The 16,630-nt window shown below is 60.9% G+C and carries 15 protein-coding genes; 5 read left to right on the forward strand and 10 right to left on the reverse strand.

What is annotated here, in order from left to right:
- Positions 1-125: 125 nt before the first annotated feature.
- From IEQ42_RS24580 to IEQ42_RS24600, 5 genes are all read left to right on the forward strand, one after another.
- Positions 126-437 carry a DUF5629 family protein gene (locus IEQ42_RS24580; protein ID WP_038368119.1) on the forward strand — a complete coding sequence of 104 codons (312 nt, stop codon included), beginning with the start codon at positions 126-128 and terminating at the stop codon, positions 435-437.
- Positions 424-1,599, forward strand: a complete 1,176-nt coding sequence (locus IEQ42_RS24585; protein WP_210705797.1) for a lactonase family protein — start codon at positions 424-426, stop codon at positions 1,597-1,599. The genes IEQ42_RS24580 and IEQ42_RS24585 overlap by 14 nt, the downstream gene beginning before the upstream one ends.
- A 156-nt stretch (positions 1,600-1,755) precedes the next feature.
- Positions 1,756-1,935 carry a hypothetical protein gene (locus IEQ42_RS24590; RefSeq protein ID WP_042559499.1) on the forward strand — a complete coding sequence of 60 codons (180 nt, stop codon included), beginning with the start codon at positions 1,756-1,758 and terminating at the stop codon, positions 1,933-1,935.
- A 259-nt stretch (positions 1,936-2,194) separates the two neighbouring features.
- Entirely contained in the window at positions 2,195-2,407 is a 213-nt protein-coding gene (locus tag IEQ42_RS24595; RefSeq protein WP_210705799.1) for a hypothetical protein, read from the forward strand.
- Complete coding sequence (locus tag IEQ42_RS24600) at positions 2,404-2,661, forward strand: hypothetical protein (RefSeq protein ID WP_210705800.1); 258 nt, start codon at positions 2,404-2,406, stop codon at positions 2,659-2,661. Before IEQ42_RS24595 ends, IEQ42_RS24600 begins: the two co-directional genes overlap by 4 nt.
- A gap of 8 nt (positions 2,662-2,669) precedes the next feature.
- Here IEQ42_RS24600 and IEQ42_RS24605 read toward each other — a convergent pair whose 3' ends face one another.
- The 10 genes from IEQ42_RS24605 to IEQ42_RS24650 all read right to left on the reverse strand — a co-directional run.
- The gene (locus tag IEQ42_RS24605; protein ID WP_210705802.1) at positions 2,670-3,254 is read right to left on the reverse strand and encodes a glutathione S-transferase; all 585 of its coding nucleotides are present in this window, start codon (positions 3,252-3,254) and stop codon (positions 2,670-2,672) included.
- Positions 3,251-6,892: an AAA family ATPase gene (locus IEQ42_RS24610; RefSeq protein WP_210705804.1), complete on the reverse strand. Its 3,642-nt coding sequence runs from the start codon at positions 6,890-6,892 to the stop codon at positions 3,251-3,253. Before IEQ42_RS24610 ends, IEQ42_RS24605 begins: the two co-directional genes overlap by 4 nt.
- Positions 6,889-8,133, reverse strand: coding sequence for an exonuclease SbcCD subunit D C-terminal domain-containing protein (locus tag IEQ42_RS24615; RefSeq protein WP_210705806.1), 1,245 nt, complete (start codon positions 8,131-8,133; stop codon positions 6,889-6,891). Before IEQ42_RS24615 ends, IEQ42_RS24610 begins: the two co-directional genes overlap by 4 nt.
- A gap of 208 nt (positions 8,134-8,341) precedes the next feature.
- Positions 8,342-9,979: a BatD family protein gene (locus tag IEQ42_RS24620; protein ID WP_210705808.1), complete on the reverse strand. Its 1,638-nt coding sequence runs from the start codon at positions 9,977-9,979 to the stop codon at positions 8,342-8,344.
- Positions 9,976-11,712 (reverse strand): tetratricopeptide repeat protein, encoded by a 1,737-nt coding sequence (locus tag IEQ42_RS24625; RefSeq protein WP_210705810.1) that lies wholly within the window; start codon positions 11,710-11,712, stop codon positions 9,976-9,978. The genes IEQ42_RS24620 and IEQ42_RS24625 overlap by 4 nt, the downstream gene beginning before the upstream one ends.
- Complete coding sequence (locus IEQ42_RS24630) at positions 11,709-12,788, reverse strand: vWA domain-containing protein (protein WP_210705812.1); 1,080 nt, start codon at positions 12,786-12,788, stop codon at positions 11,709-11,711. Before IEQ42_RS24630 ends, IEQ42_RS24625 begins: the two co-directional genes overlap by 4 nt.
- Positions 12,781-13,278 (reverse strand): DUF4381 domain-containing protein, encoded by a 498-nt coding sequence (locus tag IEQ42_RS24635; RefSeq protein WP_042559488.1) that lies wholly within the window; start codon positions 13,276-13,278, stop codon positions 12,781-12,783. Before IEQ42_RS24635 ends, IEQ42_RS24630 begins: the two co-directional genes overlap by 8 nt.
- Complete coding sequence (locus tag IEQ42_RS24640; protein WP_042559487.1) at positions 13,275-14,219, reverse strand: DUF58 domain-containing protein; 945 nt, start codon at positions 14,217-14,219, stop codon at positions 13,275-13,277. The genes IEQ42_RS24635 and IEQ42_RS24640 overlap by 4 nt, the downstream gene beginning before the upstream one ends.
- 5 nt (positions 14,220-14,224) lie before the next feature.
- Positions 14,225-15,184 carry an AAA family ATPase gene (locus IEQ42_RS24645; protein ID WP_003218556.1) on the reverse strand — a complete coding sequence of 320 codons (960 nt, stop codon included), beginning with the start codon at positions 15,182-15,184 and terminating at the stop codon, positions 14,225-14,227.
- A gap of 197 nt (positions 15,185-15,381) precedes the next feature.
- The coding region (locus tag IEQ42_RS24650; protein WP_210705813.1) for an ATP-binding cassette domain-containing protein at positions 15,382-16,630 on the reverse strand (1,249 nt) is incomplete at its 5' end.

The raw sequence follows: 16,630 nt of genomic DNA on the forward strand, positions 1-16,630 counted from the left end.
GACTGCGGCACATCCAACATTGATGTGTCAGACAGATTGCTATCGCTGGCAAGCCAGCTCCCACACGGATCTGCATCGACAATAAGCTATCATTCGCTCTTTCCCCCCTAGAAAGACTGTTCACCATGACTGCCCAAACCCTTCTCAACGCCCTCGAACACTGCGGTATGGTCGAAATCGACGGCCTGCACGCTTTCGAATTCGCCCTCGATGAAGACGACAATCTGCACATCGAATGCATCGATGGCCGAGCGGCCAAGCATTGGGAATTCACGCCGGCGCAGGTCGCTGCAGCCACCTTCGATGATTCTCTGCAGAGCTGGTTGATCGTCGGTTATTTCAATGAGACCAAAGCTATCGGCGAACACCGCCTGGTCTGCCACGGCGACGTCGTCAGCAGCAGCGACGACGAGGATGAAACTGATGAAAATGCGTAAATTCTGGCCATTGCTGATGGCCGGCAGCGTCGGTGCGATGGGCCTTTCCAATGCATCCGCTGAAAGCTTCCAGCTGCTGGTCGGCTCTTACACCGCCGGCGCCAGCCAAGGCATCTATCGGATGAGCTTCGATAGCGCCACCGGTCAGATCGAAGCCAAACCACTGCAAGTGGTGAAAAGCGAAAACCCGTCCTGGCTCACTCTGTCCAAAGACCAGAAACGCTTGTTCGTGGTCAACGAAAACGGTCCAGGCCAGACCGATCCGGTCGGTCGCGTCAGCAGTTATGCAATCGATCCGAAAACCCATGCGCTTAGTCTGATCAATCAAGTCCAAAGCCTGGGCAACGAGCCGACCCATTCAAGCCTCAGTCATGACGCCAGCCATTTGTTCGTCAGCAACTATTCGGTGATGGAAGATCCGGGCGGTACCCTGGCGTTGTTGCCGGTAGGCGCAGACGGCAAACTCAAACCGGTGGTGCAGATGAGCGCGCACCCGGCGAGCCGGGTCAATCCCGAGCGTCAGGCGTCGAACCATGTGCACTCGACGGTCTCTTCGCCGGACGGCCGTTACGTGTTCTCCAATGATCTGGGCGCGGACAAGGTCTTCATCTACCAGTTCGACCCGAAGGCCAACCCGGAGCTGCCGCTGACACCGGCGAAAACCGCTGCCGTGCCTATGCCGGCGGGCAGTGGTCCGCGTCACCTGCTGTTCAGCGCTGATGGCAAACACGCCTGGCTGACCATGGAAATGAGCGCTCAAGTCGCCGTATTCGATTACAACGATGGCGTGCTGACCCAGACGCAATTGGTTGAACTGGCGGCTGGCCAGCCGACCTCGGACAAGGCTGCCGCTGCTTTGCATGCCAGCGCTGACGGTAAATTCCTCTACGTCAGCAACCGTGGCACCGCCAATCAGTTGGTCGTGTTCAGCATTGATCCGGCCACCGGCCAGCTCAAGGAACTGCAAAAACGCTCGGTGGACGGTGATCACCCGCGCGAATTCAGCCTCGACCCGAGTGGCAAATTCCTGCTGATTGCCAACCAGAAGAGCAATGAGATCGTCGTCGTTGAACGCGATGGCAAGACCGGCCTGCTCGGTAAAACCGTGCAGAAACTGGCGATGGATGCGCCCAGCGATCTCAAGTTTGTAGTGCGACAATAAGCCACAGGCCCCGATTCACGGGGCCTGTCTCTATGTATTAATCGCGCTGATAACTGCTACTGTTACAAAGCATTTCAAGCGATCAACCCTCGAGCGTTAAGTTGGCTCCACAGCCCAACCGGGCAAGCAAGCCAACCGAACACGAGGGTTACCGCCATGAACTTCAATCTCTTCTCCGTTATTGCCGCTTCCGCCATCTCCGCCACCGTGGTTCTGCCAGCCAGTGCCAACGTCGAGATCAACGGCAAAAAATCCCACGCCCAGAGCTACACCCAGAAATATCTGCAACAGAGCGCCAACTTCTACGCTGCGCTGGATCACAAAGCCCAACACTGAGCACACAGACAAAACTCCCCTGTAGGAGCTGCCGAAGGCTGCGATCTTTTGATCCTCAACGTCAAAAGATCCCAGCCTTCGGCAGCTCCTGCACGTTTGTGGGTGCGAAAAATCCTCGTGTAATAGGTTTTATTCAGCGCCGAAATAGACTGGCTTAATGATCAACGAAGCTGATGTTCACTATGGGAAACCCTGAGTGGTTGCCACAGCTTTTTTGATCGATTCTGTGGGCATCGAAACATGCCCACGGGAGAACACCATGGCCAGCGCAATCATCTCTTCTGCCAAATTCGGCGCCTACCTGGCCATCGGCCTTTACCTGGCGCTGGTGCTGATCGTCAGCATCTCATCGCAGATGGAACACAGCTTCGACGCACCGATTCAGGTCGCAAGTCCCGGTATTCAGTTCGAACACCGCTCGCAAAGCGTGATGGTCGACCCGGTGGAACTCGCAGGAGTCGGCGGCGCATGAAAGGCTACAGGCTTTGGGTTATCGCCAGTCTCGCATTGATGACTAACGGCGCATCGTTGCTGGGTATTGGTCAAGGCTCGGTGGGAGCGCTGGCGCGGGCCATAGAGGCCAATCACAACATCGCTCACAACATTGAGCGGGCGAATACGCTCGGGCTGCTGGCCGGCAATCCGCCGAGCAAGGCCGCAACGAATTTCCTCGGGCCGTTCGAAGTCGATTGCTCGGCCCTCGGCATGTGCCAGGTTTTGGCCTGACCCCGTGGTTATTTCTTCATGATCGAGGTAAAGAGCTCGGATTCGAGGAATCGCTGAAGCCACGCCTGCAAGCGAACGTACGGCGTTTGCGCGAACCACTCGCGATCGACATGGGCGAACTGGCGTACGAACGGCAGTAACGCCACATCCGCCAGGCTCGGATGATCCGTCAGCAAGTAATCGCGCCCTTCAAGCAACTCTTCGAGCCTGCGCAAAAACATCTCGCCCTCGGCCCGATAAACTTCCATCGGCTGCTCGGGATAGCGCTCGGCATATCTGTAGCGATTCAAATGGACCTTGAACACCTGATCATTGGCTTCGATCAACTCTGCAACCCGAGCATCACCGCTGAGCAACCAATCCTGCGGATCATTCTGTGCCAGCGCCCAGCGCATGATTTCCAGGCTTTCATCGATCACCCGACCGTCCGCATCCAGCACCGGCACCGTGCCTTTTGGCGAGATCGCGAGCATCTCGGCGGGTTTGGCCTTGAGGCTGACCTCGACAATCTCCACCGGTACGCCGCAATAACGCAGGGCCATTCGCGCGCGCATGGCGTAGGGGCAGCGGCGGAATGAATACAGCGTGTTCATTTCACCTCCAGCGTGCTCAAACCGTTGCCCTGGCGCAGCACTTGAATCTGCACCGGGATTCGCTCGTGCATCTCCTGCACGTGGGAAATCACCGCGACCTTGCGGCCCTGCGCCTGCAAGCCGTCGAGGGCATCCATCGCCAGTTGCAGGGATTCCGGATCAAGGCTGCCAAAGCCTTCGTCGATAAACAGCGATTCGATTTTCAGCGTACTCGACGCCATTGATGCCAGGCCCAGCGCAAGGGCCAGCGACACCAGGAACGTCTCGCCGCCGGACAACGAATGCACCGAGCGCAATTCGTCGCCCATCTCCGTGTCCATCACCAGAAGGCCGAGCATGCTGCCGCCGCGTTTCAGGCGATAGCGTTTAACCAGTTGGCGCAACTGCACGTTGGCGTGGTGCACAAGCAAATCGAGGTTGTAGGCCTGGGCGATCTTGCGGAAAGTGTCGCCCGTCGCCGAACCGATCAGCGCACTCAGACGTGCCCAGCGCTGGTACTCGGCGTAGGCGTCGGCGATTTGCTGCGCCAGTGCCTGATTGGCGTTCTGCCGGCGCTGGTCTTCAGCCTGTTCGGCGCGCAATTCGGCGCAGTGCTGCTCGCTGACGTTGAACTGGTTCTGCAGGTCAACGAGGGCGCTGGCGAGTTGTTCGGCATCGAGATTGCCGTTGTGCTGCGCCTGATGATCGAGCAAACGCTGATCGCGTTCCTGCAACAGCACTTTGGCCTGTTCGATGGCTTTTTCGTTGCGCTGCAAGTGTTGGCGCAATTCAGCCAGTTGCGTGTCATCGACCCGCAGCAGGTCCTCGAGACCGCCGTCGTCCAGCTCGGGATGGCGGGCGCGCCAGTCGGCAATTTTGCCGGCGAGATCCTTGTCTTCACTTTCCAGCGTTTGTAAACGCTCACGCTGGGCTTTGAGTTCGGCGGCGATCTGCACGAGTTGCGTGCTGATATTTTGCAGTTCTTGAGCCGTGCCGGTTTCGGCGTTACGCGCCTGTTCAACGGCGTGTTCGAGTTGCTGCTGCCAGTGCTCGGCGCTGCTGTGCTCACCGAGCAGTTGCGTGAGTTTTTGCTGGCAAGCCTGTTGTTGCTCGGCCAGCGCATTGAATTGCTGTTCGGCAGCTTGCGATTGCTGCACGCGGGTCTGCTGGCGATCCTGTTCTTTCTCCAGCGTTTGCTGACGTTGTTGCTGCTCGGCCAGTTCTTCCTTCTGCTGCTCGACTTGCGTCAGGCGCTCGGCAATCTGCTGGTCGAGCTGCATGAACGTGGCGGCCGGTTCAAGGCGCAAGGCTTCGAGAGTGTCCGCCGGCAGCAAACTGCCAAACGCGGTGAGTTCTTCATCAAGGCGCTGGCGATCGCTGCTCAACTCGCGCTGCTGGTTACTCAAGTGCTGCGCCGCTTGCTGATGCGCAGTTTCGGCCTGACGCAGTTGCTGGGTCAGGCGCGCGGCGTCCTGTTGCAGAGTGAGCAGGGCGCCTTGGCGTTGTTCGTCCTGAGCGATGCTCTGATTCAATTGCTCGTTTTGGCGGGTGAGCCAGGCGTCGCGTTTATCGGCGTCCTGATTATGCAACTGCGCGGACAGCGGATGAGCGTCGAGGCTCGGCGCCAGCGCCTGTTGCTGAGCGGCCAATTGTTCCTGTTGTTGCAGCAGCTCTTTTTGCTGAGCAATGACACCACCGACTTCGGCGCGCAGTTCAACCAGCTTTTCCTTGAGCTGATCGACCACTTGCTGGGCGTTGGCCTGTTCGCTTTCATCGTGGCGACCAAGGCTTTGCAGCAGCGCTTCGGGCTGATGATACGGGTGCTCGTTGCTGCCGCAGACCGGGCAGGGCTGATCGTCTTGCAACTGCGCGCGCAGCTCTTCGACACTGGCACTGCGGGCCAGACGCTGACGCTCCAGCAGTTCGCGGGTGACGTTGAGGGTTTGTTCGGCGACGGTCAGTTCGGCCTTGGTTTTTACGCCGTCCTGGGTCAGCCGCTCACGCTCCTGTTGGGCGCTGAGCTGGCGTTGTTGCAGCTCGCCGCTGCGCTTGTGCAGGTCCTGTTGGCTGACCCACAGGCGCGACAGGTCTTCGAAGGCGCGCAGTTGCTTGCGATTGTCCTGCAACAGATTGCCGAGAATGCCGATCTGCTCGGCGACGGCATCGGGTTCGGCGCCGGCCTCCTTGAACAGCACTTCGAGTTGCTGCTTTTGTGCGGCAAATGCTTCAGCGTTGCGCGTGGCGCTCTCTTCGAGCGAAGCCAGTTCGGCCTGACCTTTGTTCAAACGGTTGCCGATCAGCATCAGCTGTTGCAGGCGATCGCGGTAGGCATTCCACGCATCGCTCAACGGTGCAAGGTGAGCGCTTTGCTCAAGCCCGGCGGCGATGCGTTGCAGGCGTTCGGCGACCTGGCCCTGCTTTTCCAGCAAGGCTTGTATGTCACTCTGGCCTTGCGTGCAGGCGTGCTGTGCACTCTGTCTGGCATCGGCGCTGCTGGCTGCTTCTTTGGCCAGACGGGTGAGGGTGCTTTGCTCTTCAAACGCCTGACGCAACAGCGGGGCGTTCTCGCTTTGGCGCTGTTGTGCCTCGCTCAGGGCGACTTTCGCCGCCGTCAGATTTTGCTCCAGCAGTGTCTGCTGTTTGCTCAGTTCTGCGTGTTGCTGAGTATGCGCGGCAATCTGAGCAGCCAACGGTGTCAGCAGCGCATCCAGTTCGGTTTTACGCGCGAACTGGTGACGTTGCGGGCCGAGCTGCTCCAGGCGCGTCAATTTCACGCGCTCGCCGGCCAGACTTTCCCATTGTTGTTGCGCGCTGTGCAGCTGCTCGGTGGCGGCTTGCTGCGATTCCTGCAACAGGCGCAACTCCTTGAGCCAGCCGTGCTGCTGTTCAAGCTGTTTGAGCTGCGTCTGCTGCACTTTCAGTTGTTGCTGTGCGGTGTTGAAACGCTCATCCAGTTCCGCCCGCGCTTCGGGCGCAAGCGGGGTGACGCCGGTGGCCTGATCCTGCAACAGCTTGTGCGCTTCGCGGGCTTCCTTGGTCTTGTCGAAGGCGCGGCGCCCGAGCTGGGTGTACAGCGCGGTGTCGGTGAGTTTTTCCAGCAGTTCGCTGCGATCGTTGTCGTCGGCTTTCAGGAACGCGCTGAACTCGCTCTGGGCCAATAGCACGGCGCGGGTGAACTGTTCGAAGTTCAGGCCCAGCGCGGCTTCCAGTTGCGTTTTGTACTCGCCTTTCTGGCTGGCCAGTAATTGATCCTGATCGATGTCGCGCAGGCTCTGGCGGCTGGCCTGTAACTTGCCGCCAGCCTTTTCCCGTGCACGATTGGCTTCCCAGCGCGCACGGTAGCGACGACCGTCGATACCGACAAAATCCACCTCAGCGTAGCCTTCACCGGTGCCGCGACGCAGCAACGTGCGCGGGTCGCCGGTGGCGATTTCGCCGTCGGCATCCGGGACTTTGGCGTCACGGCCGGTGTTGTTCAAGCGCGGCACGGCGCCGAACAGCGCCAGGCACAAGGCGTCGAGCAGGGTGCTTTTACCGGCGCCAGTCGGGCCGGTGATCGCAAACAGACCGGCGCTGGCCAGCGGCTCAGCGGTGAAGTCGATTTCAAACGGCCCAGCGAGCGAGGCCAGGTTCTTCAAACGAATGGCGAGAATCTTCATGGCTGCTCGCCCTCCATTTGCACGTCCTGCAACAGTTCGGCGAAGTCCTTGAGCGTTTGCTCATCGACCTCGTTGCCATAGTTGTCGAGCCACGCGCGGCTGAACAATTCCTGGGGTGTGAGTTGGTCAAGTTCGATCAACGCGGTGCCGTCCTCCACGCCATCGGCACCCCGGTTGCCGGCGTATTCGGCGGCGATGCGCACCAGACGCACGGCTTTGCCTTGCAGGGCGGTTTCTACCTGATGACGCAGATCCGGTTGCGGCTCGTCGAGGCGCACGCGAACCTCCAGCCACGGTTGGCGCTGGGTTTCGGCCAGCAGATCGACGTTCGGCAAGTCCGCCAGTTGCACGAGGATTTCCGCCAACGGCGCTGGGCCGATGCGCTGCAAGTTGACAGCGCGGGGGATCAGTTTCGGTTCGACGCTGACCAGCGTGTCGCCATCCAGCGTGATATCGAGAATCTGGTGCTGATAACCAATCTCCGAGAACGACAACGGGATCGGCGAGCCGCTGTAGCGAATGCGCTCTTCACCGTTGACCTTCTGCGGTTTGTGCAAGTGACCGAGGGCGACGTAGCTGATGCTCGGACCAAACAGACTGGCGGGCAGGGCTTCGGCGTTACCGATGATCAGGCTGCGCTCCGAGTCCTCAGAAACCGAACCACCGGCCATGTGCGCATGGCTGATAGCGATCAGCGCCTGGCCCGGCTTGCGCTTGGCGTTGGCCGCTTCGATCAGCCATTCATGCACTTGGCCGATGCCACGCAAATAGTTGTCACCCAGATGCGCGCCGGTCACCTCCGCCGGGCGCAGGAATGGCAGCGCCAGGCACCACGCGGCGACTTCGCCGGTTTTATCCGGCAACGGCAGCAGCAAGCGTTCGGCATCCAGTTGCCCATCATCCAGCCACAACACCCGCCCTAACGCGTGGGTGCGCAAACGGCGCATCAACGGCGCGGGCAGTTCGATCCGCGAGCCGGAATCGTGGTTGCCGGCGATCATCACGATGGTCAGCAACGGCTGCTGCTCGTGGGCGCTGACGATGAAATCGTAGAGGCGTTCCTGGGCTTTGACCGGCGGATTGACCGTGTCGAAGATGTCACCGGCAATCAACAGCACATCCGGCTGCGCCAGTTTCAGTTGGCGCAGCAGCCATTCGAGGAAGCGCGCATGCTCGAAATCGCGCTCCTGGCCGTGCAGGTTTTGCCCAAGGTGCCAGTCGGAGGTGTGAAACAGACGCAAGGTGGACTCCGCAACAGATAAAGAGGTGATGGCCGCGGGGAAATGAGGGGCGGCGAAAGAGGGGAGAGTTTACTGGCAAAAGCGCAGACTTGCCCAAAGGCTTGATGGATCTGGAGTTCGCAGCCTGCAGGGTGGCTGTTCACACCGAAATGGAGGGGTAAACACAGATGTACTGTAGGAGCTGCCGAAGGCTGCGATCTTTTGATCTTTACTTCGGATAAAGCGGCGGCAGCCCGCTGTCACCCACCGGATCCTGCACCCGTTCCGCCGCCGGAATGGTGCGAATCGCCCGCCACAAATCCTCACCCTGCCAGTGCTGCCCCGTCTCGCTGTACAGCGCACCATTGAGCCCATCCAGCGCATCCGACAACGGCACAAACCGCGCCGCCATATCGGCCAGGGTTTCCGGTTGCTGACGGGCCCAGGCGTCCAGTGCCTGGCGGGTTGCGTGCGGGTCATTCGCCTGACTCGCACGCTTGATGTCGTCCATCAATGTGCGCGGGCTCGGGCCGGTTTGTGCGGCGCGCAGGATCGCCGGTTGCCAGCGCGCACGCCACCACAGGCCGAAGCCGAGCAGGGTGGTGCAGGCCAGAATGAGGGTGCTGAGTTTCCACCACCACAGCGTGTCATTGTCGACCGCGCTCGGTTGCAGGCTGCCGGTCGGGGTGTCGACTTGCAGGCTCGGGTTGTTGGCCACTTGCAGGGTGCGCGCCGGCAGGCTGGTGTGTTCCAGGTGATCCTCGAAGGTGTTCCACCACACCACGTCCACCGTTGGCAGGTCGATTAAACCGCTGCGGCTCGGGACCAGCGCTTCGCGTTCTTCACGGCTGCCGATCAGGCCACGGTCGCTGCTCTGGTTGCTCAGCACCGGTTGATCCGGATAGCGCCGCAGGCCGTTGACTTCAGTGGCAGGCATGGCGGGCAATTGAGAGCTGGCCAGGCCTTCGACCTTCAGGGTCAGGCTGCGTGTCAGCGAGTCGCCGACCTGAGTGTGTTCCGGCTCAGGGTTCCAGCTTTCGCTCAGGCTCAAGCTGCGGGCCGGCAGCCATGGCGCATCGATCGGGTAGGTCAGCGGTTTGGGTTTGACCGTGAGGGGGATTTGCGCGGAGCTGACTCGCATCAGTTTGCCGGGTTTCGGCCCCTGTGCGGTCGAGTCCTGGGCGGGCTGAGTCTCGACCAGCGTTGCGCTGAACGTCTGCGGCGCAATGGTCAACAAGCCGCTGTGCTGCGGGTAGATCGCATAGCGCATTTCGATCACGCCATGGCGCACGCCGTTGATGTCTTTCTCGTAGGTGCGCGTTTCACCGAGTTGCTCGACGCGCGCGTCGGCTATTTGCAGCGGGGTCAGGCTGCTGTCGTCGTACAGCGACACCGAATGGTAGATGCGCAGGGTCAGGATCGCCTGGGCCTGCACGTAGACGCTGGACTGATCGAGACTGGCCTCGATGAACACCGGGTCGAGGCTGTTCTTGTCCTCGCGACCATCGCTTTCGACCACTTGCACGGTGATCGGCTGGCTCTGGACATCGCCCACTTGCAGCGGCGGGATCAGCACGCTGCCGTTTTCCTTTGGCAACAGGGTGATGATCCAGCGCGTGGTGGCGCGGTTGTCGCCGTTGAGGGTGTTCAGCTGGTTGACCTGCCGCGTGCCGCGTACTTCGAACAGCGGTTCCAGCGGTGTCAGGTCGGGTTTGCCGAACTGGGTGACGTCGCTGGTTTCGAGGGTGAGTTCGACCGTCTCGCCGGAATTCAGGCGACTGCGATCCACGCTGGCGATCAACTCGGCCGCGTGCGCGGTGGCCGTGCAGATCAGCAGGGGCAGCAAGAGAACGGTGAAGCGGGTCATCGAATGTTTTCCTGATCCTGATGTTGTTGCTGTTCGTACCAGAATTTGCGTCGCAGCAATTCGCCGGGGTCATCCGGGATCTTGCCCAGCCATTGTTCCAGTGCCTGACGTTGCTCGCCTTCGAGGTTGTCCTCGCTGGGACGCAGCGTCGGCACGGTGTTCGTGTCTTCTTCCTCGTCACTGCCGGGCAATTCGTCAGGACCTGGCAGCGGCGGGGCGGTCGGTGGTGGTTCGCTGGCCGACTCGGCGGTCTGAGCCTCGCTGCGGGTTTCACTTTGTACCGCAGGTGGCGGCGCGGTCGCTGGCGGCGGTTCATCGCCGGGCAGGTTTTGCTCCGTCGGTTTGCGCTCCGGTTCAGCGGGCGGTGGTGTTTTTTGCAGCTTCAGCAGATTTTCCACCAGCGCCTTGTTGGTCTGCGCCGGACGCAAGTCCGGTTGCAACTCCAGGGCCTGTTCATAGGCATCGATGGCGGCGTCCAGCTCACCGCTTTTCGCCAGCGCGTTGCCTCGATTGTAGTGGGCGCGGGCATCGCTGCCTTCGGCGAAACGCTGGGCGGCGCCACTGTAGTCGCCGGCCTCGTACAACGCCACCCCTTGCCACTGATGATCGGCAAAATGTTGCGCCGCTTCGGCGGGGCGTTTCTGCTTGAGCAAGTGCAGCCCGCGCTGGTCGGGGCGCAGCCAAAGGTCTTCGAAGTCAAAAGCGTAGCTGGGCTGCGGCAGGCAGAACAGCAGCGGCAGACAGAACAACCAGCCGCGACGCCCGGCACACGCCGCCAGCAATAACAGCGGTAGCAGCAGCCAGTAACCCTGATCAGCCCAGGTGTCGAGGCGCACGGTCTGGCCGTCGTCGCGCAAGCTGCGCGGGCCATTGAGCAAACCGAGGGCGCCCAGATCGCCTTCGTCCAGCCGTGCGACGTGATAGTCGCCGCCGACGCTGTTGAGGAAGGCGCCAAGGCCTGGACTGTCGAGTTGCGGCACGCGGATCGCGCCTTGTTCGTCCTTGAGGAAACTGCCGTCCTCCTGAGCAATCGGCGCGCCTTCGGCGGTGCCGACGCCGAGCATCAACAGTTGCGCCGACTCACCGCTCAGCGCACGGCGAATGCCTTGGCGCTCTTCTTCATTCAGGGATGAGCCGATCAACAGAATCCGGCCCTGGCCAAGCGCGCCTTGTTTGAGCAATGCCAGCGCCTTGCTCACCGCAAGGTCTGCGCGATGACCGCTTTGCGGCATCAGCGAAGGCTTGAGGGCGTCGAGCAGGTTGCGACTGGTGGCCAGGTCATCCGACAGCGGCACCAGCGTGTGGGCACTGCCGGCGTAGACGACAATGGCGGTCTGCGCATCGCTGCGTGCCTGCAACAGGTCAAACAACTTGCGCCGTGCTTGCTCAAGCCGGGTTGGTGGTGAGTCGGTGGCGAGCATTTCCGGAGTCAGTTCCAGCACCACCACCAACGGATCAGCAGGTTTCTGACTGGTCTGCTCCACCCGCTCCCAACTCGGCCCGAGCAGCGCCAGAATCGTCAGCAGCCATGCCACGCCCAGGGCGACCCACGGCAGTTTGCTGTCGCGACCACTACCGCCGCTGAGCAGGGTGGCGTGGAATGCCGGCGGCAAAATCATCTGCCAGCGACCAGCGCGTTTTTGCCGATGCCAGAGTTGCCAGATCAGCCAGCCGAGCAACGGCAGTAGCAGCAACCACCACGGACGGAACCAGTGCGGCCAGAGGGCGATCATCGGCGCCTCCGCAGACGCAGGCGTTTGAGGCGCTCACGCCAGTCAGGCAGCGGACTTTGCAGGTACAGCTCCTTGTTGAACAGGCGTTGCAGCGGGTTGTCCGGCCACAATTCACGCGCGACCAACAACAGGCTCAGCCACAGAGTCAACGCCAGAGGCCAGTGATACAAGGCTTGCGCCGGGCGCGCCTGGGTCGGTTGCTGGGTCACCGGCTCGAGTTGGTCGAGGGTGTCCTTGATTGCTTGCAGTTCTTTGCCGTCGTGGGCGCGGAAATACTGGCCGCCGGTCACTTCAGCAATGGCTTTGAGCGTCGGCTCGTCGAGGTCCAGGCTCGGATTGACCCCGAGCAACGCGGTGGATCCGCTGTCTTCCGGATTGGCGCCGATGCCGATCGGATAGATCTTCACGCCTTCGCTGGCCGCCAGTTTCGCTGCGGTCAGCGGGTCGATTTCGCCGCCATTGTTGGCGCCGTCCGTGACCAGAATCAGCACGCGACTTTGCGCCGGACGCAGGCGCAGGCGTTTCAGGGCCAGACCGATGGCGTCGCCGATGGCGGTGTTCTTGCCAGCGATGCCGATCCGCGCTTCGTCGAGCCAGACACGCACGGTGTGGCGATCGAAGGTCAGCGGTGCTTGCAGATAGGCCTGGCTGCCGAAGAGGATCAGGCCAACGCGATCGCCGTCGCGACTTTCGAGGAAGTCGCCCAGCAGGTGTTGCACCAGAGTCAGGCGGCTGACGTCTTCGTCCTGCCATTGCATGTCAGGGAAGTCCATTGATCCGGACACGTCCACCGCGACCAGCAGATCACGACCGCTGGCAGCAATCGGTAGCGGTTCGCCAAGCCATTGCGGACGCGCAGCAGCGCTCAACAACAGCAGCCACAGCAAAATGAACGGTGCCTGTTGGCGCCACGCCGGCAGATTGGCCCGAGCGCGACGACGCGCAAGGCCTTCAAGGTCGGAGAGGAAGCTGACTTTCAATGCCGGCTCGCCGCTGTCGGCCACCGGCAGCACAAGGCGCATCAGCCACGGCAGCGGCAACAGGACGAGGATCCACGGCCAGGCGAATTCAAACATGCTTGCGAATCCAGGTGTCGACCGCTTGGGTCAGGCCGGCGATGGCTTTGTCGTCAAGTTTACATTCCGGTTTGTAGGCACCTTCAACCAGCACCATCCAGCGCGTCAGCCCGGCGGCCGGGCAACGGTTGTCGAGAAACGCCAGCCACTTTCGGCCATTGAGCGTGTGGCTCTGGCTATAAGGGTAATGGTTGCGGCACAGGCGTTTGAGCAGGCCGTTGAGTTGTTGCAGCCAGGCCCCGGCGGGAGCGCCGTCGTAGGGTTTGGGCATTTGTGCCAGTTCGGCGAGGGCGGCGATGCGCACCGGATCGAGCGGCTGTTCGGCGCGCACGACCGGACGTTTTTTCATCGGGATGAAACGGCGCAGACGCCACACGGCAAAACCGAGCAGCGGCAACAACAAAAGCAGCAGCCACCAGCCCGGCGCCGGCGGCCAGAAGGCAATCGGTGGCGGGGAGATCAGCGGTTGCAGTTGCTCGAGGCCGTTCATCGACCTTTCCCCGGTCGCTGCGGATTGAGGAACTCGCGCATCTGCTCGACCATTTCGCTTTGGGTGCTCAGCGGCATCAGCAATACCCGCAGCTTTTGCGCGAGCAATTCCCAGCGTGCGATACGGGCTTCGGCTTGGGCGCGATAGGTCTGGCGCAAGTCAAAATTGAGCGTGTCGAGTTCCAGTTGCGCGCCTCGTTCGGCGAATCGCAAAAGACCGGCGGCGGGCAGGGCGTGATCGAGCGGGTCGGACAGCGGCAGCATCAGCAGGTCGCAATGCCGCGAAAGCAAACTCAGTTGCTGCTCTGCGCTGTCAGACAATGCGCGCTCATCGCAAATCACGATCACCAGACTGCCCGGGCGCAATACCTCACGGGCGCGGCGCAGGGCCACGCCGAGCGTGTCGCGATCCGGTTCGCGCTCGGTGTGCAGCGACTGGTTGACCTTCACCAGACGGTTGAGCAGTTGCAGCAGGCTCTGTTTGCTGCGCCGTGGCTTGATTTCGTAGTGCTCGTTGTCGCCGAACACCAGGCCGCCGACCCGGTCGTTATGGCCCAGCGCGGCCCAGCCGATCAACGCCGCCACTTGCGCCGCCAGCACCGACTTGAACATCAGCCCCGAGCCGAAAAACAACCGCGTGCTTTGCTCGACCATGATGAAGATCGGCCGTTCGCGTTCCTCATGGAACAGCTTGGTGTGCGGCTCCTGGGTGCGAGCGGTGACGCGCCAGTCGATGGTGCGCACGTCGTCGCCGGCCTGATAAACCCGCACTTGATCGAAGTCGACGCCACGCCCGCGGAATTTCGAGTGATGCAAGCCGATCAGCGGGCTGCGCTGGCTCGGCGTGGAAAACAGCTGCACTTCGCGCACACGGTGGCGCATCTCGATCAGCTCGGCGAGGCTGACGCGGATGCCCGGTTCGGACGGCAGAGGGGCGTTCATGGGGGTCAAGCGACGGCTACGACGTCGAGAATCCGCTGCACCACGCGATCCTGGTCGATACCGGCGGCCTCGGCTTCAAACGACAGAATGATGCGGTGACGCAGCACATCAAACAGCACCGCCTGAATGTCTTCAGGGCTGACGAAGTCGCGTCCGGCCAGCCAGGCGTGGGCCCGGGCGCAGCGGTCGAGGGCGATAGAGCCGCGCGGGCTGGCGCCATAGGCGATCCACTCGGCCATTTCCGGGTCGAACTTGGCCGGTGTGCGCGTGGCCATGACCAGTTGCACGAGGTATTCCTCAACGGCGTCAGCCATGTACAGGCCGAGGATTTCCTTGCGGGCGGCGAAGATCGCCTGCTGACTGACCCGGCGCTCGGGCTTGGTCTCGCCGTTCAGCGCTTCGCCACGGGCTTGCTGGAGGATGCGCCGTTCGACGGCGGCGTCGGGGAAACCGATTTTTACGTGCATCAGGAAACGGTCTAGCTGCGCTTCCGGCAACGGATAGGTGCCTTCCTGCTCGATCGGGTTCTGCGTGGCCATCACCAGAAACAGCGGCGACAGCTCATAGGTGCTGCGCCCGACACTGACCTGGCGCTCGGCCATCGCTTCAAGCAGCGCCGATTGCACCTTGGCCGGGGCACGGTTGATTTCGTCCGCCAGCACCAGGTTGTGGAAGATCGGCCCCTGCTGAAACACGAAACTCCCGGTTTCCGGGCGATAGATCTCGGTGCCGGTGATGTCGGCAGGCAACAGGTCGGGGGTGAACTGGATGCGATGGAACTGGGCTTCGATGCCCTCGGCGAGTTCTTTGATCGCTTTGGTCTTGGCCAGACCCGGAGCGCCCTCGACCAGCATGTGGCCGTCGGCGAGCAGGGCGATGAGCAAACGCTCGATGAGTTTTTCCTGGCCGAGAATCTGCGTTGAAAGAAAGGTTCGCAGCGCCAGCAGCGCTTCACGATGTTCCATCGGTGACTGTTCCTGGAAAGGGGTGGCCACAGGCGCAAGGATAACGCCGGGGCTGGGGGCGTTACTTTAATCCATCGCGGGGGGTGGCGACTAACGGCATTTTGTAGAAAAGAGCAAAAGATCGCAGTCTGCGGCGGCTCCTGCATTGGAATGCGATCCCGTGTAGGAGCTGCCGAAGGCTGCGATCTTTGACGTTTTTACTCCTCAACCATCTGAAGATCAGTTAACAGAAGTTTAATTGCGACTGTATCGACCAATTCCTGCCAGGGGCCATCTTCAATAATCGCGCCGTTCTGCATGACGATGACCCGATCAAAGCGGTACAGATGGTCGACATCATGGGTGACACAGATCAATCCGCGAGTCGCAAACGTATCGAACAAAAGATCCCAAACCGGTGCGGCCAACTTCGGTTCAATGGAGGCGCTGGGTTCGTCGAACAGATTGAACCGCCCCGGCCTGTTTATCAGGCGAAGCAAAGACAGGCGTTTCGCCTCCCCACCGGAAATATTAGAGGCGTTCTCGGTGAGTTTGCGTTGCGAAACAATGTCCTCAAGATTTAAACGTTTAATCGCCAGGTGCAGGTCTGGCGATAGATCCATGCCAAACAGAACTGACTTGGCAAAACTGCCCTCTAGAAACTGCGGCGATTGAGGGCAATACCTCAACACCTGCAGATGTGTCTGGGCGTTCAGATCGCAGAGTTGCACCTCATCGATACTCACGTGAGCTCTCACTGAGGCGTTGAGCCCGGCCAGCGTTTCGAGCAAGGTGGATTTGCCGGCCCCACTGGGGCCAGTAATCGCAACCGACTGCCCTTGGTAAAACGTCATGGTTTTGCTGATGGTCAACTGAACAGCGTTGTTAACGCTGACGGCGCAGGGCTGAAGGACGAGCGTCGACTCGTTCTGCGACGTGATATCTGCTTGTCGACTGTCATCATCAAAGTCTGGCAGTGACAGCAGGTAGCGTAGTCTTCGCTGATCAGCCAGAAACTGATCGAGCACTCGATAACCTTCAGTCAGCGCTGAGATGTTGAGCAAAAAGCTTCCGGCAATGACGAATACGGCAACCAGTTGGCCAACGCTGACACTTGGCTCGCCTGACAACTGGTCAATGACTCCCCAACCCAGCAACCCTCCAGTAGACAAGCTGACAAAGAGGATTTTCGCTGCACTCAAGAACCCTCCGGAACTGGCCACCGTCACTGCCGCTTTGGCGTACTGCCGGAAGGCATGGTTCAAGGGTTGAGTTGCCGTATGCTCGGCGCTTTTCAGCTTTATCGATTTGCCGGTATTCAGGGTGCTGAAAAGCAGCGCACTTAGGGAAACTCTGAAAAAGGCTTCCAGATTTGGTGAAATACCCGCCTCACAGGAATCGAACGGTTGAGTCCCGATGAAACAGATGTCCTTCGCCGATGCTGAGTACGCCGGCAAACGTAAGCAG

It is taken from the genome of Pseudomonas iridis (genome assembly GCF_017980685.1).
Lineage (GTDB): Bacteria > Pseudomonadota > Gammaproteobacteria > Pseudomonadales > Pseudomonadaceae > Aquipseudomonas > Aquipseudomonas iridis.

Bases quoted from the DNA above. Each gene is read 5' to 3' on its own strand.
- IEQ42_RS24595 (WP_210705799.1), top strand. From the start codon at position 2,195: ATGGCCAGCGCAATCATCTCTTCTGCCAAATTCGGCGCCTACCTGGCC.
- IEQ42_RS24600 (WP_210705800.1), top strand. From the start codon at position 2,404: ATGAAAGGCTACAGGCTTTGGGTTATCGCCAGTCTCGCATTGATGACT.
- IEQ42_RS24645 (WP_003218556.1), bottom strand. From the start codon at position 15,184: ATGGAACATCGTGAAGCGCTGCTGGCGCTGCGAACCTTTCTTTCAACG.
- IEQ42_RS24585 (WP_210705797.1), top strand. From the start codon at position 424: ATGAAAATGCGTAAATTCTGGCCATTGCTGATGGCCGGCAGCGTCGGT.
- IEQ42_RS24605 (WP_210705802.1), bottom strand. From the start codon at position 3,254: ATGAACACGCTGTATTCATTCCGCCGCTGCCCCTACGCCATGCGCGCG.
- IEQ42_RS24640 (WP_042559487.1), bottom strand. From the start codon at position 14,219: ATGAACGCCCCTCTGCCGTCCGAACCGGGCATCCGCGTCAGCCTCGCC.
- IEQ42_RS24620 (WP_210705808.1), bottom strand. From the start codon at position 9,979: ATGACCCGCTTCACCGTTCTCTTGCTGCCCCTGCTGATCTGCACGGCC.
- IEQ42_RS24625 (WP_210705810.1), bottom strand. From the start codon at position 11,712: ATGATCGCCCTCTGGCCGCACTGGTTCCGTCCGTGGTGGTTGCTGCTA.
- IEQ42_RS24610 (WP_210705804.1), bottom strand. From the start codon at position 6,892: ATGAAGATTCTCGCCATTCGTTTGAAGAACCTGGCCTCGCTCGCTGGG.
- IEQ42_RS24635 (WP_042559488.1), bottom strand. From the start codon at position 13,278: ATGAACGGCCTCGAGCAACTGCAACCGCTGATCTCCCCGCCACCGATT.
- IEQ42_RS24590 (WP_042559499.1), top strand. From the start codon at position 1,756: ATGAACTTCAATCTCTTCTCCGTTATTGCCGCTTCCGCCATCTCCGCC.
- IEQ42_RS24630 (WP_210705812.1), bottom strand. From the start codon at position 12,788: ATGTTTGAATTCGCCTGGCCGTGGATCCTCGTCCTGTTGCCGCTGCCG.
- IEQ42_RS24580 (WP_038368119.1), top strand. From the start codon at position 126: ATGACTGCCCAAACCCTTCTCAACGCCCTCGAACACTGCGGTATGGTC.